This is a genomic window from Pedobacter nyackensis (assembly GCF_900176505.1).
GTDB lineage: Bacteria > Bacteroidota > Bacteroidia > Sphingobacteriales > Sphingobacteriaceae > Pedobacter > Pedobacter nyackensis.
Window position 1 is genome coordinate 191,837 of record NZ_FWYB01000003.1, and the last position, 21,365, is coordinate 213,201.

Annotated in this window: 16 protein-coding genes, 2 tRNA genes and 1 riboswitch; of the genes, 6 read left to right on the forward strand and 12 right to left on the reverse strand. The window is 40.1% G+C overall.

The features are described from left to right. Window positions 1–22: 22 nt before the first annotated feature. From metH to murQ, 5 genes are all read right to left on the reverse strand, one after another. The gene (gene metH, locus B9A18_RS08955; RefSeq protein ID WP_084288942.1) at window positions 23–3,682 is read right to left on the reverse strand and encodes a methionine synthase; all 3,660 of its coding nucleotides are present in this window, start codon (window positions 3,680–3,682) and stop codon (window positions 23–25) included. A 116-nt stretch (window positions 3,683–3,798) separates the two neighbouring features. After that, a riboswitch (SAM riboswitch) is annotated at window positions 3,799–3,908 on the reverse strand. A 162-nt stretch (window positions 3,909–4,070) separates the two neighbouring features. Beyond that, a complete protein-coding gene (locus B9A18_RS08960) occupies window positions 4,071–4,727 on the reverse strand; it encodes a hypothetical protein (RefSeq protein WP_144009439.1) in 657 nt (218 codons plus the stop codon). Between the two features lie 191 nt (window positions 4,728–4,918). Then, entirely contained in the window at window positions 4,919–5,668 is a 750-nt protein-coding gene (locus tag B9A18_RS08965; RefSeq protein ID WP_084288944.1) for a Bax inhibitor-1/YccA family protein, read from the reverse strand. Between the two features lie 49 nt (window positions 5,669–5,717). Next, a complete protein-coding gene (locus B9A18_RS08970) occupies window positions 5,718–6,290 on the reverse strand; it encodes a hypothetical protein (RefSeq protein ID WP_084288945.1) in 573 nt (190 codons plus the stop codon). A gap of 15 nt (window positions 6,291–6,305) precedes the next feature. Continuing rightward, window positions 6,306–7,115 carry an N-acetylmuramic acid 6-phosphate etherase gene (gene murQ, locus B9A18_RS08975; RefSeq protein WP_084288946.1) on the reverse strand — a complete coding sequence of 270 codons (810 nt, stop codon included), beginning with the start codon at window positions 7,113–7,115 and terminating at the stop codon, window positions 6,306–6,308. 142 nt (window positions 7,116–7,257) lie between these two features. Between murQ and B9A18_RS08980 the strand changes: the two genes are divergently transcribed. After that, window positions 7,258–8,838 (forward strand): S41 family peptidase, encoded by a 1,581-nt coding sequence (locus tag B9A18_RS08980; RefSeq protein ID WP_084288947.1) that lies wholly within the window; start codon window positions 7,258–7,260, stop codon window positions 8,836–8,838. A 7-nt stretch (window positions 8,839–8,845) separates the two neighbouring features. On the opposite strand, the gene der is transcribed toward B9A18_RS08980, so the two are convergent. The 3 genes from der to era all read right to left on the reverse strand — a co-directional run bounded on the left by der (window position 8,846) and on the right by era (window position 11,715). Next, a complete protein-coding gene (der, locus tag B9A18_RS08985) occupies window positions 8,846–10,147 on the reverse strand; it encodes a ribosome biogenesis GTPase Der (RefSeq protein WP_084288948.1) in 1,302 nt (433 codons plus the stop codon). A gap of 140 nt (window positions 10,148–10,287) precedes the next feature. Further along, window positions 10,288–10,794 carry a TlpA family protein disulfide reductase gene (locus B9A18_RS08990; protein ID WP_084288949.1) on the reverse strand — a complete coding sequence of 169 codons (507 nt, stop codon included), beginning with the start codon at window positions 10,792–10,794 and terminating at the stop codon, window positions 10,288–10,290. Window positions 10,795–10,839: 45 nt separating this feature from the next. Continuing rightward, on the reverse strand, window positions 10,840–11,715 hold the full coding sequence (gene era / locus B9A18_RS08995; protein WP_084288950.1) for a GTPase Era: 876 nt from the start codon (window positions 11,713–11,715) through the stop codon (window positions 10,840–10,842). A 111-nt stretch (window positions 11,716–11,826) separates the two neighbouring features. Here era and B9A18_RS09000 point away from each other — a divergent pair. Together B9A18_RS09000 and B9A18_RS09005 are read left to right on the forward strand one after the other, a co-directional pair. Next, window positions 11,827–11,902, forward strand: a tRNA-Met gene (locus B9A18_RS09000). Between the two features lie 41 nt (window positions 11,903–11,943). Continuing rightward, a tRNA-Glu gene (locus tag B9A18_RS09005) sits at window positions 11,944–12,015 on the forward strand. A 152-nt stretch (window positions 12,016–12,167) separates the two neighbouring features. On the opposite strand, the gene B9A18_RS09010 is transcribed toward B9A18_RS09005, so the two are convergent. The 3 genes from B9A18_RS09010 to B9A18_RS09020 are packed head-to-tail and all read right to left on the reverse strand — an operon-like array spanning window position 12,168 to window position 18,128. Beyond that, a complete protein-coding gene (locus B9A18_RS09010; protein ID WP_200816335.1) occupies window positions 12,168–13,094 on the reverse strand; it encodes a metallophosphoesterase family protein in 927 nt (308 codons plus the stop codon). 2 nt (window positions 13,095–13,096) lie between these two features. Beyond that, complete coding sequence (locus B9A18_RS09015) at window positions 13,097–14,887, reverse strand: RagB/SusD family nutrient uptake outer membrane protein (protein WP_084288951.1); 1,791 nt, start codon at window positions 14,885–14,887, stop codon at window positions 13,097–13,099. A 31-nt stretch (window positions 14,888–14,918) separates the two neighbouring features. Further along, entirely contained in the window at window positions 14,919–18,128 is a 3,210-nt protein-coding gene (locus B9A18_RS09020) for a SusC/RagA family TonB-linked outer membrane protein (protein ID WP_084288952.1), read from the reverse strand. A gap of 394 nt (window positions 18,129–18,522) precedes the next feature. Here B9A18_RS09020 and B9A18_RS09025 point away from each other — a divergent pair, with 394 nt between their 5' ends. Further along, window positions 18,523–19,167 (forward strand): TetR family transcriptional regulator, encoded by a 645-nt coding sequence (locus tag B9A18_RS09025; RefSeq protein ID WP_084288953.1) that lies wholly within the window; start codon window positions 18,523–18,525, stop codon window positions 19,165–19,167. On the opposite strand, the gene B9A18_RS24970 is transcribed toward B9A18_RS09025, so the two are convergent. Beyond that, on the reverse strand, window positions 19,117–19,374 hold the full coding sequence (locus tag B9A18_RS24970; protein ID WP_144009440.1) for a CBU_0592 family membrane protein: 258 nt from the start codon (window positions 19,372–19,374) through the stop codon (window positions 19,117–19,119). The genes B9A18_RS09025 and B9A18_RS24970 overlap by 51 nt on opposite strands. A 234-nt stretch (window positions 19,375–19,608) precedes the next feature. Here B9A18_RS24970 and B9A18_RS09035 point away from each other — a divergent pair, with 234 nt between their 5' ends. After that, on the forward strand, window positions 19,609–20,082 hold the full coding sequence (locus B9A18_RS09035) for a hypothetical protein (protein WP_084289110.1): 474 nt from the start codon (window positions 19,609–19,611) through the stop codon (window positions 20,080–20,082). Window positions 20,083–20,281: 199 nt separating this feature from the next. Beyond that, window positions 20,282–21,352, forward strand: a complete 1,071-nt coding sequence (locus B9A18_RS09040; RefSeq protein WP_084288955.1) for a patatin-like phospholipase family protein — start codon at window positions 20,282–20,284, stop codon at window positions 21,350–21,352. Window positions 21,353–21,365 lie beyond the last annotated feature (13 nt).

A 21,365-nucleotide genomic window follows, 5' to 3' on the forward strand; every position in this document is an offset into this window, starting at 1 on the left:
TTGGTTTGTGTTCAATAGAGGATTAATACGCAAGGTTAGGACTCAGCCATCTTTCTACTTCTTCAAGCGGCATGTTTTTCCGTACTGCGTAATCTTCAACCTGGTCTTTGGTGATTTTACCCAATCCAAAATACCTTGATTGCGGGTGTGCGAAATAGAATCCGCTTACTGCTGCGGTAGGGTACATGGCATAGCTTTCGGTTAAGCGAAGTCCAATTTTTGCCTCAGCATCCAGCAATTCAAACAAGGTTCCTTTTTCGGTGTGTTCCGGACAAGCAGGGTAACCTGGTGCAGGACGGATACCGGAATATTCTTCCTTAATTAAGGCTTCATTGTCCAGGATTTCGTCTTTGGCATAACCCCAGTAGTCTTTACGTACCAGTTCGTGCATTTTTTCAGCAAAAGCTTCTGCAAGCCTATCAGCTAATGCTTTAGCCATAATGCTGTTGTAATCGTCATAAGCCGCTTCAAATTCTGCTACCAATTCATCACAACCTATACCAGTTGTTAATGCAAATCCTCCAAAATAATCAGGTACACCAGTTTCTTTCTGTGCAATAAAGTCCGAAAGCGCATAGTAAGGTTGGTCCGCAGTTTTTTCAGCTTGCTGCCGCAAAGTATGAATAACCTCTTCTTTACCATCTACATTTAACACGATATCATCACCAACTGCATTGGCCGGCCAGAAACCAATTACCGCTTTCGCAGTTAACAATTTCTCATCAACTATCCTTTTTAACAAAGCCTGTGCGTCAGCAAATAGTTTCTTTGCCTCATCACCAACTACTTTGTCCTCCAGAATTCTTGGGTATGCACCGCGCAGTTCCCAGGTCTGGAAAAACGGAGTCCAGTCAATATAAGGTACAAGCTCTTCTAACGGATAATTTTCAAAAACCCGTGTGCCAGTAAAGGTTGGAGCAGGAGCCACCAAAGCCGGATCTATTTTAAAGTTATCCTTACGTGCTTCTTCAATGGTTTTGAAACGTTTGTCAGACCGCTTGTTTAAGTGTGCTTCGCGTGCTTTATCATATTCAGCTCTAATGCCGGCGATATATTCGTCACGTGCATCCTTATTCATTAAGGTACTGGCTACAGTTACGCTTCTCGAAGCATCCAAAACATGTATAGCAGGACCTGAATAGTTTGGTGCCACTTTTACTGCCGCATGGATACGGGAAGTCGTAGCTCCACCAATCATTAAAGGAATGGTAAAGCCTTCGCGTTCCATTTCTTTGGCAAAATGCACCATCTCATCCAATGAAGGAGTGATGAGACCACTTAAGCCAATAATATCTGCATTGATTTCCTTGGCTTTTTTAATGATATCCTGTGCAGGAACCATCACGCCCATATCAACAATTTCGAAGTTATTACAAGCTAAAACTACACCTACAATATTTTTACCGATATCATGTACGTCACCTTTTACGGTCGCCATTAATATCCTTCCTGCAGATGAATTCTGATCCTGATCCGGATTGTCTAGTTTTTCCTGTTCAATAAAAGGCAATAAGTATGCTACCGCTTTTTTCATTACGCGGGCTGATTTTACCACCTGAGGTAAGAACATTTTTCCGGCTCCAAAAAGGTCGCCGACGATGTTCATCCCATCCATCAGAGGACCTTCAATAACCTGGATTGGTCTTGCGTATTTCTGACGAGCTTCTTCCACATCATTGTCCAGGTATTCTATGATCCCTTTAACCAAAGCATGCGAAAGTCTTTCTTCAACAGGACCTTTACGCCATTCTTCGTCTCTTACGATTTCTTTACCTTTTGATTTGATGGTATCTGCAAATTCAACAAGCCTTTCGGTTGCGTCGTCTCTGCGGTTTAGCAAAACATCTTCAACCAGTACTAGTAGTTCAGGTGGAATCTCCTGATAAACTTCCAGCATGCCGGCATTTACAATTCCCATATCAAGTCCGGCTTGAATGGCATGGTACAAGAATGCCGAGTGCATGGCTTCCCTTACCGTGTTATTCCCTCTGAAAGAGAAGGAAATATTAGATACACCACCGCTTACTTTTGCATAAGGAAGGTTTTCTTTAATCCAGCGCGTAGCATTTATAAAGTCTACCGCATAGTTATTGTGTTCTTCTAAACCGGTAGCTACCGTCAGGATGTTTGGATCAAAAATGATGTCCTGTGGCGGGAAACCGATTTCATCAACTAAAATATCGTATGATCTTTTACAGATCTCTTTTCTTCTTTCAAAATTATCAGCCTGTCCTTGCTCATCAAAAGCCATTACAACTACAGCAGCGCCGTAGGTCATAATTTTACGTGCACTCTCTCTGAACTTTTCTTCGCCTTCTTTTAGGGATATGGAGTTTACAATTCCCTTACCCTGTAAGCATTTTAAGCCGGCTTCTATTACAGTCCATTTCGAAGAATCGACCATGATAGGCAGTTTAGAAATATCTGGCTCAGACGCAATCAGGTTGAGGAATTTGGTCATTGATGCTTCTGAATCAATCATTCCTTCATCCATGTTTACATCAATCACCTGCGCGCCGCCTTCAACCTGCTGACGGGCAACGGCCAGTGCAGCTTCAAAATCGCCACCTAAAATCAGCTTAGAGAATTTTGGTGATCCGGTGATATTGGTACGCTCACCTATATTTACAAAAATACTCTCTGGAGTTATCGTTACCGGCTCCAGACCGCTTAAGCGCATGTATGGCTCAAGCTGAGGGATTTTACGGGGAGCTATATTTTTTGCCTTCTCGGCGATGCAGCCAATGTGGTCAGGTGTGGTACCACAGCAACCACCAACAATATTTACAAAACCATGCTGGATAAAATCTCCAACCAGGTGAGCTGTTTCATGTGGCATTTCATCATAGGCACCAAACTCGTTTGGCAAGCCTGCGTTTGGATAAGCTGAAACGTAACAAGGCGCTTTTGCGGAAAGTTCCTCAATGTGGGGCCTCATGTCTTTAGCACCGAGGGCACAGTTAAAGCCTATGCTTAAAGGGTTGGCATGGATTACTGAATTCAGGAAAGCCTCAGCGGTTTGACCGCTTAAAGTCCGCCCTGATGCATCAGTAATGGTACCAGAGATCATGATCTCTATCTTGCGACCAATTTCTGTTTCATATTTTTTAATAGAAAATATGGCAGCTTTGGCATTTAACGTATCAAAAATAGTTTCAATTAGCAGCACATCAGCACCACCATCAATCAAGCCACGAACCTGTTGGTCGTAGGCATCAACCAGCTCATCAAATGTGATGGCTCTGAAACCAGGGTCATTCACATCCGGGGAAATGGATAATGTTCTGTTGGTGGGGCCTACAGCACCGGCTACAAAACATACGCGACCAGGGTTTGCAGCCATGAATTCATTTACGGCTTCTTTGGCAATTTTAGCGCCTTCAAAACTCATCTCATAGTCCAACTCTTCCATCTGGTAATCGGCCAGAGAGATGCGCTGCGTACTAAAAGTATTGGTCTCAATGATATCAGTACCGGCCTTTAGGTATTCGGTATGTATCGCTTTGATGATGTCGGGACGAGTTAAGTTTAATAAGTCGTTGTTTCCCTTTACATCACATGGGTGGTTTTTGAAGCGCTCGCCTCTAAAATCCTCTTCAGTTAAAACGTAACGCTGTATCATAGTGCCCATTGCACCATCGATAATTAGGATCCGTTTTTCTAATTCTTCTCTAATGTTCATTTACAAAAAATCATATGAGCAGGTAATAAGCTATTTTTGATAGAGGCTAAAGCCTAAACAAGTGCCGAACTCATTACATACAAAGCTTATTCGGAATTCTGGTGTTGGACGAATTCAACTTATCTTTCCGGAACTAATGGTTCAGTTCCAGTAGAATTTAGCACCTTGTAAGCACAGGTTGCCAAGACTTCGTAGGGTCTAATCCCTCCGTCTTTCTCTATAAGCCTTACAAAGGTGCAACAAAGAAAAGTCATTTCCAAAAAAACAGAGGTTAAAGCATATAAAATTGTATAGAACTGACAGATTGATGGTAAAATTGGAATTATATTCTGTATTTTAGTAGTTTAGAGTACTAAATCGCTGAAGGGCTAAATGGCGAGTATGAAACTCAGGGATTACTATTGTTGTTAACTCTGGTAACATGTAATGCCCGGGTATTTCCTCTGATAGATTTTATTTTGCCGCGCAATGCGTCATTATCAAAAGTGTTATACCAGCTTATCTTTATTGGGCCGACGGATTTCAAAGTTCCTTTGGAATCATGTATGTCAAAGCTGTTGTTGTATTTGATGTCAATATTCCCGATAGATTTTAGTGTACCGTTAATATCATGAATGTCAAAATTGTTATTGTATTTGAAGGCTATCTTTCCAATTGACTTTAAGCGTCCTTTTTTGTCATGAATATCAAAATTGCTGTAATAATCGAATGGAATTCCATCTATTGATTTTATTTTTCCGGACTTGGCACTGTCAAAATTATCATAATAAGTGACATCTAAGTCGCCGATTTTTTTTCCTCCATTGACAGCGTTGTCTTCAAAGTCGTCCCAATAGTTTGGGACGCTTCTTTTTAGAGGTTCAACAAAGCAAATTTTGCCCTCAGGATCTATTCCAATAATGAAGTTGTTAAAAGTAAGTTCTATTTCCTGTATACCCTTTTTATAATCTTCAATCATAAAATTAGTGCGGATAATTTCCTGTGTTTTACCGGCCAACCCAATGCATAGCATTAAGCTGAGAATAAGTAGTTTCTTGTAATTCATTTGTGTAGATGTGTTTTGTGGCAGTACCTAACGCTGCCGGTACTAATGTAATCGTTTTTAATATTGTGAAGTATTTACTGGTGTAACTATTTAGTTAGATAGAATAGGGGTTTGAGAACATAAAAAGACGATACAAAAGAAGCCCCCTGATTTTTAGGTCAGAGGGCTTCTTTTATATAAGTCAGAAAGAATTATCTTCTGTCGCCAAATATTCTTAATAAGTAAATGAAGATGTTTAGGAAGTCAAGATAAAGTGATAACGCACCCATAATAGCTAATTTCTTAGTATCTGCATCTTGCATAGTTGCACCACTTTCTTCAAGGCCAGCGCCTATTCTTTTCAGTTTCTGAACATCATAAGCAGTTAAAGCTGTAAAGATTGCGATACCGATGAAGGCCATAAACAGGCTAAAGTTTTCACTTTGAATGAACATGTTTACAACACTTGCAATAACCAAACCTACTACACCGATCATTAGGATAGGACCGAATTTACTTAAGTCTACATTGGTAGTATAGCCCATTACGGCCATAATACCGAATATACCGGCTGCGCCAATAAAACAGCTCAATACTGAGCCTGAAGTGTAGGCTAATAAGATAAAGCTTAAACTAACCCCTGTTAATACAGAGTAAAGGATGAATACACCTAACAGTGCAGCGTAAGAAAGTCGGTTCAATCCGGCGCTCATCAGCATAACCAGACCAAGTGGTGCAAGCATAGCTACCCAGCCTAACATACCCATTTTACCTGTTTCCTGATTGATCAGGTATGTCATCATTTCTGGAGTGCTTGACATGTAATAAGCTGCGAAACTTGAAATGCTAAGCGCTACAAACATCCATAAGAACACGTTTGCAAAGAATTTTTTGGCAACTTTACCCGTTATATCTTCTACAAATACAGACTGTTGCGACCAGTTTTGATTGTTGTTATCCATTTGTTTTTAAATTTATTTAAAGGTATTAATTGTTTTGATTATACAAAAGCTATGCCCCGAGCCTTTTTGTCAGGGTTTCTTCAACTTTTTTAAAGAATTGAAGGGGTTTTAAGGTGCGCCATGCCAAATCGTCAAGCTGTCCACCAAAGTTGATATAGTAATCAATATTGTTGCGTTTAAACTCATCAATGACGTGTTGCTGGAAATTAATGCCTGTAATCCAGCCATCATCAACTTCCTGAAACCATTCTTCGTAATAGCTGTCCTCTTCTGAAGAGTGGAAGTTGAGTACGTTTTCGCCAATAAGTATAAACTTATTGATGCCTTCGTCCATCATCATCTCCAGGATCTCGCGCTTTAAAAGCATAATGTCGTTTCCTATGGCATCATTCCACTCACCAATAAATTCAATGATGGTGAAATGTCGGTCGTAGTCCACATACAGCACCTTTAGGTATAAAGTTGCTGAGCCAAAGTCGTCCCACTGGGGATGAATAAGAAAATTATACAGTTGTTTATCGAAGTAAAATTCTGAATACTCTGTGTTGTAAAAGGGCGAACGCTCATCTTCTGCCGCTATATAATCATCCCGCCAGAGATAATAAGGTTCAATTTCGTGCATAGTCTGGATTTGTAATTATAAATTTTGACCGGCTTCAACTGCTTTGCGAACGCTTCCGTAGCGTAACAGCAAATCGGCAGCTTTATCGTAGTCGATGTTTAGTTCATGCATTACCATTTGCGTACCTCTGTCAACCAGTTTATCATTGGTTAACTGCATATCCACCATTTTATTGCCTCTTACTCTACCCAGTTTAATCATTACTGTAGTACTCAGCATATTTAAAACCAGTTTTTGTGCGGTTCCGGATTTCATACGTGTTGACCCTGTTAAAAACTCAGGTCCAACTACAACTTCTACCGGATAATCACTTTCCGCTGCGATAGGGCCGCCCTCGTTACACACAATACATCCTGTAAGGATCCCATTTTTGCGTGCGGTATTCAAGCCGCCGATCACATATGGTGTAGTGCCAGATGCGGCCAATCCGATTAAGCAATCTTTTTCATTGATGCTGTACTCCTGAAGGTCTACCCAGGCTTGTGCCACATCATCCTCAGCATTTTCAACTGCTTTTCTGATGGCAATATCACCGCCGGCAATAATGCCTACCACCCAATCAAAGGGAACACCGAAGGTCGGTGGACATTCTGAAGCATCAACTACTCCTAAACGACCACTGGTGCCTGCTCCGATATAAAATAACCTTCCCCCCTTAGCCATGCGGTCGGCAACAGCTGTTGCTAATTTTTCGATCTGAGGAATGACTTTCTCTACAGCCTGAGGGACAAGTTTGTCTTCCTCATTTATGTCCTTTAAGATCTCAAGCACAGACATTTTGTCGATGTCATTGTACTTAGATTCTTGCTCGGTTATTCTTATCATGTTCTTTTTTTCTACGTGTGTAATGTTATAGGGTAAATAGAATTCTGGAATAGATTTATAAAATTCGTTATTTTCTTGTTAAACAAGAAATATAAGCATAAAAACAGCATAATTTATTCATAACTTTACGCTGGAATTAGTCATGAAGAAGAGCACCTGTCATAATCTTTTAATAGCGCTCACTTATTCAGTTACATTAATAGGTGGGATGTTTTTTGGTTACAAATTTTTGAAAGATCAGGGCTTTCAGTTTCAGCGACCTGTTCAGTTTGCCAGCAATGAGCATACGGAGAAAGTTGACGAAATTATCCATATCATCAACAGAAATTATGTAGATGATGTAAATGCCGACTCTCTAAACCATTTGCCTATAGACAGCCTGTTACATGAGCTGGATCCACATAGCATATATCTTCCGCCGGCTAAAGCCAATGAAATGACTGAAAACCTGGAAGGGAATTTTGAAGGTATAGGTATTGAATATTATATCCTTAAAGATACTTTGCTGGTAACCAACGTTGTAAAAGGTGGGCCTGCGCATATGGCGGGAATCAAGCAAGGCGATAAGATCTTAAAAATTGATACCCTTATGGTAAGCGGAAAAGCTTTGCCCAGGGAGCAAATGATCGGTCGGATCAGAGGTAGGAAGGGAACGGCAGTAAAGTTAACTATCGTTCATCCGAGAGATTCACAACAGGTGGTGTTTATTGTAAACCGTAGCCGGGTGAAAGTTAGCAGTATTGATGTTGCTTATTTATTAAACCCCGAAACAGCCTATATCAGAATCAGTAAGTTTGGAGCAGATACAGATAAAGATTTTATAGAAGCAATCAGAAGCCTTAAATCGAAGGGCATGAAAAAGCTGATACTGGATTTGAGAGATAATGGTGGTGGCTATCTGAACGCAGCAACAGGATTGGCTAATCAGATATTGGAAGAGAACAAGTTAATCGTTTACACCGAAGGAAAACACGAACCCCGTACTGATTATACAAGTTCAGGTGGTGGTGAGTTTGAACAAGGGAAACTTGCTGTACTGATCAATGAGAATTCGGCTTCGGCCAGTGAAATTCTTGCGGGTGCTGTACAGGATTGGGGTCGGGGTGTAATTATAGGTCGACGTTCTTTTGGAAAAGGTCTGGTGCAGGAACAATTTCCTTTTGGTGATGGCTCTGCTTTAAATCTTACCATTGCCCGTTATTATACGCCATCCGGTAGAAGTATTCAGAAATCATATAAAAAGGGATATACGGCCTATAAGAATGAGATCGACGATCGTTTTAACGATGGTGAGCTGACTGGAGATAATGCTTCAGTAAAGGACACGCTAAAAAATAAGAACATTGTAAGGGGCGGAATACAGCCGGATGTATATGTTAAACTCGATACAGCTGGGTATAACAAGTTTTATAGCACGCTGGTTTCTAAGAAAATTCTGTTTGACTTTGTTTATGATGTGCTGGCCAACAGGTATAATCCGGTAATGCTGAACCAGAGTATAGCTTCATTTTCGATCACTGATACGGATTACAAAGATTTACTGAGGTATGCCCAGAATAGGAATGTGGTTATAGATCAAAAGCAATTGAGCGTATCAAAATCACTTATATATAATGATGTTAAGCTGCTTTTGTATAAGTATCACTTAGGTGATGCCGGTTATTATAAGGCACTAAACCTAAGTGATCCTATGATTAAGCAGGCCGTTTCCAGCCTGCAATAGTTTTTTATTACTTCTGTCTGAAGTAGATTTGAATTGGCACTCCGCTAAAATCAAAGTGCTCACGTAGTTTATTCTCGATGAAACGTTTGTAAGGTTCCTTAATGTATTGAGGAAGGTTACAGAAGAAAGCAAACATTGGTGATGTGCCGTTAATTTGCGTAATGTATTTAATCTTGATGTACTTACCTTTTAATGCAGGGGGTGGGTATTTTTCGATAATTGGCAACATTACATCATTTAATTTTGATGTAGGGATTTTCTTGCCCCTGTTTTTGTATACCTCCAATGCTGTTTCAATTGCCTGGAATATACGTTGTTTGTTTATCGCCGAAGTAAAGATGATAGGAATATCGGTAAACGGTTGTAATTTCTGGCGGATCTGCTCTTCGAAAACATTTACTGTTTTGCTGTTCTTTTCTACCAAATCCCACTTGTTCACCAAAATCACGATACCTTTTTTGTTCTTTTCAGCAAGGTGGAAAATGTTCACATCCTGTGATTCCAAACCTTCCATTGCATCGATCATCAAGACAACTACATCAGCTTCTTCAAGCGCCTTAATGGTACGCATAACAGAATAGAACTCGATGTTTTCTTTTACCTTGGTTTTCTTACGTAAACCTGCAGTGTCAATAAACATAAATTCGTGCCCGAATTGATTGTAGTGAATATGAATAGAATCCCTTGTTGTACCTGCGATAGGGGTTACAATGTTTCTTTCTTTCCCGATCAATGCGTTGATCAGAGATGATTTTCCAACATTTGGTCTACCTACGATAGTAAGCTTAGGTAATGTGTTTTCTTCTTCAGGAATATCTTCAAAGTGTTTGATCACTTCATCCAATAAATCTCCTGTTCCAGATCCGGTCATAGAAGATATAGGATGGATCTCTCCAAGGCCGAAGCCATAGAATACAGCTGCGTCGTTTTGTAATTGGGTATTGTCTACCTTATTTACAACAACAAATGCAGGTTTTTTACTGCGTCTAAGTAATTGTGCAATCTCATCGTCAAGATCGGTAATGCCTGTGGTCACATCAACCATAAATAGAAGCACAGTGGCTTCTTCTATGGCAATAACCACCTGTTCGCGGATCGCAGTTTCAAATACATCTTCCGAATTGGCTACATAGCCTCCGGTATCGATAACGGTAAACTGTTTGTCTGTCCACTCTGCTGAACCGTAGTGACGGTCGCGCGTTACCCCGCTGAAATCATCAACAATAGCTTTACGACTCTCAGTTAAGCGGTTAAAAAGGGTAGATTTGCCTACGTTAGGTCTTCCGACAATTGCAATAATATTTGCCATGGGTGTTTTATACGAATATTTTAAAAGCCACAAAGATACACAATCCCATTGATATGGTTGGTTTTAGTTTTCTGTGGACTAGGGTAGAGCATAATTACGCTGGTTAATTGCTTCGAATGCAATTAACCAGCGTAATTAAATTATGATTTATACTTTTCTAAAAGTGCTTTTAGTACATCTTCAGTAAGCTTGTGATTTTCGAGTAGTGGGAAGCCTTCCCAAATGACCACACCTTTTGGATTGATAAGTATGATATGTGGGATGCCCTTAACTTTTAATTCAGTTTTCAATACTGCTTTGGTATCAATTGCTTCACTGTAGTTAATTTTTGGGTTTGCAAATTTTTCAACTGTTTCTGCTGGCTCATCTGATAAACCGATGATGGTCAGCTGATCACCAAATTTCTCATGAAAACTATTTAAAGTAGGGATATATCCCCGGCATGGACCGCACCAGGTGGCCCAAAAGTCAATTAATACAAACTTTCCTTCCGTTTTTGGCTGAGCTGATACCCATTTCTCGACTACAAGCTCGGGTGCTTTTTGGTTGAGAATTGAGGATGCCCATAGCTTTTTATCGTTATTGGATTCCTGAGCAAAAGCAATGTTTGTGCTTAAAAGAGCAATAAATAAAAGTAGTTTTCTCATGTTTTTATGTTTTACGAACAAGTTAGCAACAAAAAGAAAAATATACTACTCGTAACCGAAGCTTTTAAGGTAGTTCTTTTTACTGCGCCAATCAGGGATAACTTTTACAAAGGTCTCGAGAAAAACTTTCTGATCCAGGAACTTCTCTATGTCTTTACGGGCTTCCATGCCTACTTTTTTCAAGCTGGCGCCGCCTTTACCAATAAGAATGTTCTTTTGAGAATCGCGCTCTACAATAATTTCTGCACTAATACGCGTGATGGTTTCTTCCTCTTTGTACGAAGTAATGATTACTTCAGTACTGTATGGAATCTCTTTCTGATAGTTGTTAAAGATCTTCTCGCGGATGATTTCAGAAACAAAGAATCTTTGATTACGATCTGTAAGATCTTCTTTATCATAGAAAGGAGCATGCTCCGGTAAGAACTCAAGTACCGTTTTCATGATCCCATCCAGATTATACTGGTGAAGAGCTGAGATCGCGAAGATGTGCTTTGGCTTTAATTGTTCTTGCCAGTAGGCGATTTTCTCTTCAACCTGTTCCTGCGTAGCATTATCAATTTTATTGATCAGTACGATCATTGGGATGGTGGTATTGATGATCTTTTCTAATACATCGTTCTCATCATGTTGTTCATTAATATCTGTAACAAACAAAATCAGATCCGCATCTGTAAGCGCTCCTTTTACAGAACTCATCATAGAATCTTGTAGTCCGTAACGCGGTTTTATGATGCCGGGCGTGTCAGAAAAAACTATTTGATAGCTCTCTTCGTTCACAATTCCTAAAATACGGTGACGTGTAGTCTGTGCTTTTGGAGTGATGATAGAAAGCTTTTCGCCCACCAGGGCATTCATTAAGGTTGATTTACCCACATTGGGCTTACCTATGATACTTACAAAACCTGCTTTATGCGACATTAAAATATTTTTTAAAATAAATTTGCACCACAAAGAAACGAATTATATCTTTGCATTCCAATTCGGAAGAAGAGTTAAGGATTTAACAAACACTAACGAAATTGTATATAGTGCGGGGTGGAGCAGTTGGTAGCTCGTCGGGCTCATAACCCGAAGGTCATCAGTTCGAGTCTGGTCCCCGCTACCAAAGTAAGGCATAAGCAGCAATGTGAGTCGCCATTACAAAATGGCCCGTTCGTCTAGGGGTGAGGACGCCAGATTTTCATTCTGGAAACAGGGGTTCGATTCCCCTACGGGCTACAAACCCGCTTTACGATAAGTAGAGCGGGTTTTTGCTTTTAAAAAGAAATTAAAACCGTCCAGGAAAAGCAGAATCGAATAGTTTTATGCCAAAAAAAACACCTGGTCTGCAAGCAGACTCAGGTGAGAATTTTATTTTTTATTGAAAATGATTAGAAATGATGTGGATGGTATTCATTCTCCACTGTTCCATCTGCATACATTTTGAGAATAGCATAGCCTGGAGGCGTCTCCAGGTAATATCCTGGTCCGGCCGACTCATTGTCTCCCTTTCCCCACCAGAAGCCGCTCATTGAACCATTGCAACAGTAGTGTACACCGTTATAGCTGGTATCATCGGATAAATGGTTGTGCCCACTCAGACAGATCTTTACTTTATCGCGGTGTTTGTAGAAAAGGTCTTTCAGTTTTTTGCAGTCTGAATGGCCTCCACCAACCAATACCTGGGTAGTTCCTAAAATAGGGTAGTGCGACATCAGTAGTGTTGGCGTACCGGCAGGTAGTTTTTTCAAATCTTCCTCAAGCCAGTTATATTGCTCGTCATCTAATGAGACTTTACTGTTGTTACTATCTAATACGATGAAGTGCCAGTTTTTTTTAGAAAAGCTATAATAGCGATTAGGAATCTTTAAGCGCTTAACAACATAATCTTTTCCATACATTTCATCAGTTTTGGCCGGAGCCTTCCACCACATATCATGGTTGCCAAGACAGCTGTGTAATTCGTATTTTTCTATAATCTTGGTACAGTCATCCCAAATGCCCCATTGTTGAGTAACCTGATCACGAACCACATTATCGTAAGAAGCATCCATGATTGAGTCGCCTCCATTTAGAAAGAAGTCTGGTTTGTGCTTACTGATAATGTGCTTTAAGCACTCCTTAAATCTTTCCGGTGCCTGTGAACCTGATGCGATATGTACATCAGTAATGTGTGCTACCGTTAGCACTGCTTTTTTATCCTTTGACTTCGTCGGTTCTATAACTGACGAAGCTATTGTAGGTAGTGATCCAGTTAATACCGCTCCGGCGGATAATCCTATAGCCTTTAATAAAGACCTTCTTTTTATTTCTTTCATATTTACCAGCCGAAATTTTGTTTTAAGTTAGGGTTTAAAGTCACATGTTGTTGAGGAATAGGGCGGTAGTAGTATTTTGGTTCCTCGAATTTACGGATGATATTCTCTGTAACAATGTTACCTCCACTGGTTCCGTTTTTCAAATATACTGTTGCGTCGGTATCAAATGCGCCAGTACGGTAATATATGAGCTTTACTCCAAGAGCGTTTTTCTCTTTCTGATCTTCGGCTGGAATAGTTTGAGATCTATCAATGAGGATAATATCTTCAATAGCGTCACCAGTAAGGTCATATTTCCCTAATCCGGCAAAGTACATGCCTTCCGGACTCTTAGTTAGTAATCTACCTGCTTTCCAGCGCATCAGATCATCGTATCTCATATTTTCAAAAGCATACTCTACTCGTCGCTCTCTTCTGATTTCCAGAATCACACCAATACTTCCACTCACATCAGGAAATTGCTGTACTAATATCGGATCTGGATTTCCGTTTGCTGCAGCGAGATTAAGATCCGGCAAGCCAGCTCTTTTTCGTAATAGATTCACCGATTTGTCAAGATCCGATTGGGTTAGGGTACCCAGTTCTGCCAGGGCTTCAGCATAATTTAGCAATATTTCAGCATAGCGGTACACCGGAAAATCCACTCCGTTTAAGATAGCATTGTCTGTGCTGTTCACAAACCCTTTTAATTGATGATAGCCCGTAAATTTTTTATTTAAGCTTTGAACATAAGGGGTAGCATTGGGTACCCTGATCCATCCTGGATATACGATAGTTTGTGATAAACGTGGATCACGGTTTTTGAATTCCTCTACAAAGCTCATCTGTGCATAGTTTGGTAGACTAGTAAAACGGCTTCCATCCTTCATCAGATAGGTTTGCAGAAGATCTTTTGCCGGTGCCTGTTCGTAGTCTCCAAATAAATAACCGTTTAAGTTCTGGCCTTTGCCTTTACTCTGGTCAAATATATTCACCAGGATAACTTCTTTATTGCTAGTTAGATCCTGACTGGAGAACAGGGCTGCATAATCCTGCTCAGGTTTTCCTGTGTTGTAAATGGTAAATTTATTAGAAGCGATAATCTCTCCTGAGATTTTTGCTGCAGTTTGCAAAAAAGTATTTGCAGAGCTGGCTAAGTTTAGTTCATTATGGTATTTACGGAATGTGCCTTCGTAAAGCGCTGCACGAACGTAAGAAGCTGCTACTGCCCATTTGCCTGGGGTTCCTACTGGAACTGCTTCTTTAACATTTTTATAGGCAAAATCTAAATCGGCCATAATACTGTCCGCAATTAACGCTCTTGGATCACGTCCTTTGTACAGATCTTTATCTCCTGGATTAAGTGTGCCTGAATACCATGGTATATCAGAGAAACGCTTCATTTTATCCAGATAGAATTCAGCACGGTAATATCTCGCAAGTCCGGCATAGTGGTTCTTTACGATTTCAGTAACCTGTGCCTTTCTATAGTTTTCTAAAAACCAGTTGATGTTGCGCAATCTTGTCCAGGTCCAGCCTGTGGTAAGGTTCTGTGCGCTTACATTTCCGCCCATGATATTTTTTACCTCAACTGCAGCAGTGGTGGCTACGTTGTCGCTACTTTGATCGTTAAGGTAACTGCTCTGGTCAGGTTGTGACAATAATCCGTTAACATACAGCGAAAGGTCACTTTCATTGTTTAAGAAAATCTCTGGTGCGATGGCGTCTTGGGGAAAACGGTCCAGCCCCCCCTTCTTACAGGCCGAAAACGTGCTCAGCGCTGCTATTAATATAATATATAATTGCTTTTTCATTTGACTATCGAATTGAATGTTTGAATCTTTTTTAGAAGTCGAGGTTTATACCAAATGCATATCTGCGCTGGAAAGGGTATGCCCATGCGCTTGGTCCCTGGTTAACTGCTTCAGGATCAATGAATTTTTTGATTGATGAAAACTCGTATAGATTCTCTCCTGTTGCGAACAAACGCAGACGGTTTACATTAATTTTTTTGGTCCACTTTGTTGGGAAAGTATAACCTATTGAAACGTTTTTGATTCTCAGGTAAGCACCATTTAAAAGGTATTTCGTTTGGGGAATATCAAGTCCGGATCCATAATTTGCATCGGCAAGCCAGGATTGTAGCACAGGATATTGGGAATTAACGTTCGCATCGGCAAGACCTGCAGCTATATAGGAAGCTGAATGTTTTGCTCTTTGCTGCGGAGAATCTGCTGCACCACGATAAAAGTCAAGATTCCAAGGGTATACGTTTGCATAAGGCTGCTGATAAGGTCCCCAGAAAAGGTAGTGATGAGGATAGAAATCTCTTTTCAATACTCCTTGAAGAAAGACAGAAAGATCAAATCCTTTCCAGTCCATGTTCAGGTTGGCACCAATTGAATAGTGATCAGCACTGTTTCCGATGATCTTCAAGTCTTTTGGGTCCTTTGCGGATAAGCCTTTTTCGATTTTTCCATCTCCGTTAAGATCTTTGTATTTAGGCCAGCCTTCAATAATAGAAAGCGCTCCCCATGGAATAATAGCGGATTCGTCTAAAGCGGCAATTTCTTGCTTGTTACGGAAAACACCATCATTTTCTAGGCCCCAGATATCGCCAATAGTTTGATTAACACGGTAGTCTGAAAATAATTCCTGCGGATTTGCGAATTTGGTGATTTTAGTTTTTGAATCGGCAAGGAAGATTTTTGCATCAAAGTTAAAAGGTTTCGATCCCAACTCAAATGAGTTCTTGTAGGTTACTGATAACTCCCAGCCTTTGGTACGAAGATCTGCAGCGTTTTGGCGAGGTTCAGGGGTGCCCAATACGGCCGGCTCGGATTTTCCTTTTGTTAGCATCCCCGTTGTATTGCGGATATAATAATCGAAAGTTAGAGAAAGGTGGTCATTCATAAGACCAATATCCGTACCCATATTTAATGTAGATACCCTTTCCCATGTATAGGTATTCGGGTCTACAAATAAATTTGGCGCACCTTGAATTATTTGATTCTGTCCATTTCCACCAATCAGGTAGCCGGAGCCGCCTGGTTTCAGTAATTGGATATAATCAAAGTTACCAACGTTCTGATTCCCCAGATCACCATACGAAGTACGCAATTTAAAGGTAGATACGGCTGGCGCAAGTGGTTTAAAGAACTCCTCAGCACTTGCTATCCAGGCTGCAGATGCAGATGGAAATAATCCCAGGCGTCTTTGTACTGGGAATCGGGATGACCCATCATATCTTGCGGTCGCTTCTAAGATGTATCTTTCTTTAAGCGTATAGTTTAATCTGGAGAAAACGCTGTTCGTAGCATAGGCTGAATAACCACCCCCCACTGAAGCAGTACCACTGGTTAGATAGATATAAGGAACCGATGAAGATATCAAATCACTCTTAGAGGCATTGATTGAGGAATAATTATAATCTTCACTATTGAATCCAACCATGGCACTCATGAAGTGATCGCCAATTGTTTTTTTATAGGTGGTATATAAGTTAAAAGCGTTATAATACAGAGAAGAATTGTTTTCCGTTACCGATCCTGTTCCACCTTCTTCTCGGATATCATTAGGGCCAAAACCAATTTTGAATTTTTTACTATCACTATGGAACTTCCATAGTTCGCGTTTAAAGGAGGCATCACCAGTTACCTGCAAATCGCCATTTAAAAATGAGGCTGTTGCACTTGTAATATTTTGGAAACCAAACATACTAGAACGATTTTCTCCACCATCCACTAACCTGGCAGCTAGTCTTCCCGCGTCGCTATTGGCCCAACTACCATCAGGGTTTTTAGCCACACTTGTTGGCCTCAGATAGTACAGGTCGGTTATACTTGCGTTTGGAACGGCACGTTTGGTCTGATATATATTGAGGTTATTGTCAATCTTTAACCAGGAAAGAGGAGAAAAGCCTACTTTCGATCTCAGACCATAACGGTCCCAATAGTCGGCAGTAAGTTTATTCAAACCATTATCTTTGGCATAATCAGCAGAAAGGTAATAAGTAAGAGGCTTTTCGTTCATCAAAGCCCCTCCCGAAAAGGTAAGTGTATGGCTTTTGGATACGCTGGCATTGTTAAAGAAGTAGCTATACCAATCGTTGGCCCCCATGTATTCCCACCTTGTAGGGTCAGCTGGATTCAAACGTGTATCAGGTATTGAAGGGTTATCAGATCTTTCTTTTGCCCAACGGTAATATTCATCAGAATAGTTCACGTAGTCCCATGGCGTGTTATCGGTAGAGATCTCCAATATTCGGGAAAAGATATAAGGATCTGTTACCGGTTTAGGGAGTAAGGTTGGCTTTGCGCTTGAATAAAAGCTATTATAGCTGATTACATTGTTACCGGCTACACCTTGTTTTGTGGTTATTAATATGACTCCAAATGCTGCTCTGGCACCGTAAATGGCCGAAGATGCTGCATCCCTCAATACTGTAATAGAGGTAATGTCGGAAGGTGTCAAACGAAGCATATCATCGTTACTCGTGGCTGGAATACCGTCGATAACAATAAGCGGAGCGCCACCGTTAATAGATGTAAAGCCCCGGATATTGATATTGGGTACGCTTCCCGGAGCGCCGCCTGCATAGGTGATGTTTAGGCCAGGACTAATGCCCTGTAAGGCCTGCATCACGTTGGCTACCGGTCTTGATTCAAGTGCTTTGCCGGAGATCTGGTCAATGGCACCTGCAACGTTGATTTTTTTCTTGGTACCAAAGCCGACTACCATTACTTCGTCCAGGTTGGCATAGTCTGTATCTAGCTGAACATTGATGGTATTCCTGCCTGCTACAGCAATTTCCTGCTGCTTGTATCCTATATAGGAGAAAATCAGGATAGCGTTGTTGTTGACGTTATTGAGTGCATAAGTTCCGCTGCCATTGGTAGCGATGTGCAGGCCAGTCCCTTTCACGCTGATGTTAACTGCAGGAATTGTTTCCTTAGTCTTTGCGTCGGAGACTACGCCCTTGACGGTGATACTCTGCGCAAAACCGCTAGCGGAGATGAGCAGGAGATAGAACATCCAGAGTAGTTTTCTTTTCATTTTGATTAAAAATTAGTTTTGTTTGATTTGGTTACAGGTTGTTTAGTTAAGTACTAAATTAAAATATTAATTGAATGTTCATTCAATCTATTGAAAATAAATTTGCAAAATTTTTCCGAGTCTTATTAACTCGCCTGAACTTTCAAAAGCCCCACTTGCAGAATTTAGATAGTAAATAGCACGTGTAGAGTAGTTTTTTCCCATTTTGATTGATAGTTTGTTTGTGTGATTTGTATTGCTATAATTTTTTCAGCGCCGCTAAATTCGGCATGTCTTATTAAGGTGAGGTTAAGAACTGATTAAAATATTAATTGAATGTTCATTCAATTAATTGGAAAAATATTTTATGAAATCTATCTGATTTTTATTAGTTTGCGACCAAATTAACAGCACGATGGGACGCAAAAGTCTAAAGGAAACGAGACGCCAGGAGATCATTCAGGTATTTTATAAAGTAGCAAAGAAAGAGGGATATGAGAATACATCTATAGCCAAAATCGCTAAGGTGATGGATATCAATCCCAGCTTGATTATTCATTATTTTGAGACAAAAGAAGATCTAACCTATGGTTTGATTGACTATATACTGGAACGATATCTTTCGATTTATACGAATAAGCATAAGGGAGAGGCAACTATTGAGGATCTGCAACGCACAATTGAAATGCTTTTCTCTAAGAAATGGAATCTTCTTTTTGACGATGGGCTGTTCTATACCTTTTATGCGCTTGCTTTTAGAGAGAAAAAGATCAAGTTAAAATATAGGCTTATACTTGATGCACTTAGAAAAGGACTCGCGGTTATGATAGAGCAATGTAATGCGCGGTCTCTGACCAGCATTGATAATCCTCAGGTTGCTGCTGACTTTATTTTTGTACTTGTTGATGGTGCTTATTTCTATCTTTCTATGCAAAGTGATGGTAAAGCATACTTAGAGCGGCTGGAATATTATAAGCAAAAAGCATATGAAGTATTGTCTATCCCTCCTTTAGGACGTTTTACGGATCCGCTTGTTGAACTGCCTGCTGAGCGCATATAAACCGATAGACATCCAAAGTACGTTTGCTGTAGCATTAGGTAGGTCATACGCATAAAATGCGCTTAGTGCTAAACACAACCCTCCCAAAATGTTGAGGATCTGGAATGAAAGGGAATCTGGCCTGATGGTTTTCAGGCTCAGTAAGAGGTATCCAAGTGTGCAGAACAGCACTCCCGCCCATCCTATAAGGTTCATCGCTAGTTTCATCTGTCCAAATATAACTTTTTATGCTTTAGGTCCTATAATGAAGGTAAGATTTGCAGCCGGCGATTGGGTTATTCTATTTACGCAATAGATTCCAGGTAATATCAGCAGCGGAAAGCAATTTATATAGGTAAAAGAAAAGGAATGAAGTCATTTTTAAATTATTTAAAACAATATGGCTGTTATTTTGATTTTTATAGAAATCAGAAATTAATCGTTCATTTATTTAAATGTATCATGAAAAACGTAACCTTTTATTTGTCAATCTTAACTCTGCCTTTATTGTTCAGCTGTAATCAAGTCGAAAAAAAGAATAAGAAAGTTATTGATAGCTTGAGTAAGGTAGTTAGTAAAGAATGTTTTACCGCAATAGATGAAAAGGATACGGCTCATTTAAGCATTAATAACCTGGCTAGTGGTAATGTAAATGGGAATCTGCTGATCAAATACATTGATAAAGGAAAAAATGAGGGGACGATTGAAGGTGCTTACAAAGGAGATACGCTATTCGTTGATTTTACCTTTAAAATTGGAACAGTTAACAAAACCATTTATAAAAATCCATTGGCTTTCTTAAAGAAAGACGGTAAGCTGATCCTTGGGGTTGGTAGGATCGAAACAAGTGTAGGCAGATCATATTTTGTAAAAGGAATGCCAATTCGTTTTGATAAAGGAAGATTTAATTTTTTACCGACCGATTGTAAGGACTAAATCGATAATATAGCTTGTCGTTTCTGTATCGTTCAGGTCGTAAGCAGGAAAACACTGTAAAAAATCCTAAAAAATCAGAACGTTTTTCGATCAAGCACTATCTTCCAAATAGTATTGCAGTTTAAAACAAAGAAAGTCATCAGTAACAATTGCTGCTGACTTTTTTTGTTTTATATTTACCTGCAACGCTAGTTATGTTATGAAGAAGATCCTTTCTATAGATGGTGGGGGAATAAGAGGTATTATTCCAGGAATGATTCTGGTGGCGCTTGAAGAAAAGCTAAAACGGGAAAGTAAAAATCCTAACGCAGCCATTGTAGATTATTTTGATTTTTTTGCTGGTACCAGTACCGGAGGGATATTGATTTGCTTGATGTTATGCCCTTCAGAGGAAGACCCGACACGACCACGCTTTTCTGCAAGAGAAGCACTGGATCTGTATCTGAAACATGGAAATGATATCTTCAAAATGAGCTTCTTTAAGCGGATTCGGGCAAAACTAGGGCTTGCCGGAGAACGTTACAATAGCGCAATTTTTGAAGGTGTATTGAAAAACTATTTTGGTGAGTTGAAACTCAGCCAGCTCATAAAACCATGCATCATCAGTGCCTATAATATTGAACTGAGGAAAACACACTTTTTCAGACAGCAAAATGCCATCACCAGAGGCGATAGCCGCGACTTTTATTTAAAGGATGTTTGCCGTGCTACATCTGCTGCTCCAACTTATTTCAGTGTAGCAGAGATCCACTCACTGGCCAATGTGCGTTATCCACTGCTGGATGGAGGAGTATTCGCTACAAATCCTGCTTTAAGTGGATTAATCGAAGTTACAAAAGCATATAACCAAACCAGGATCAATGACATCTTTTTAGTCTCCCTGGGAACCGGCCGCTCCAAAAGGTCGTACGACTACGATTACTTCAAAAAGAGTAGTGCGATGGCCGTTGTACCTGCAATATTGGATATCATGATGAGCGGTGTGGCAGAGACCAGTGATTTCTTTCTTCGTCAGCTGTTTCATTCAGCCGGCAGATCTGAAAACTACATTCGGATTGAACCTAATAGTTTAGAAAGCATTAAGGAAGGATTGGATGCTGCGAGTCCTTCGAATATGGAAAAACTGGTGGCACTTGCCGACAGGACCATCAGTGAAAACGACGCCATGATTACCCAGCTCGCCCGTATACTTATTGAGGAACAAAAACAGGCTGTAAATAAAAAACCATGGGATTTTTTAAAAGCAGTTAGATCATTGGGCTCGTTATAACCCGTTAATCAGT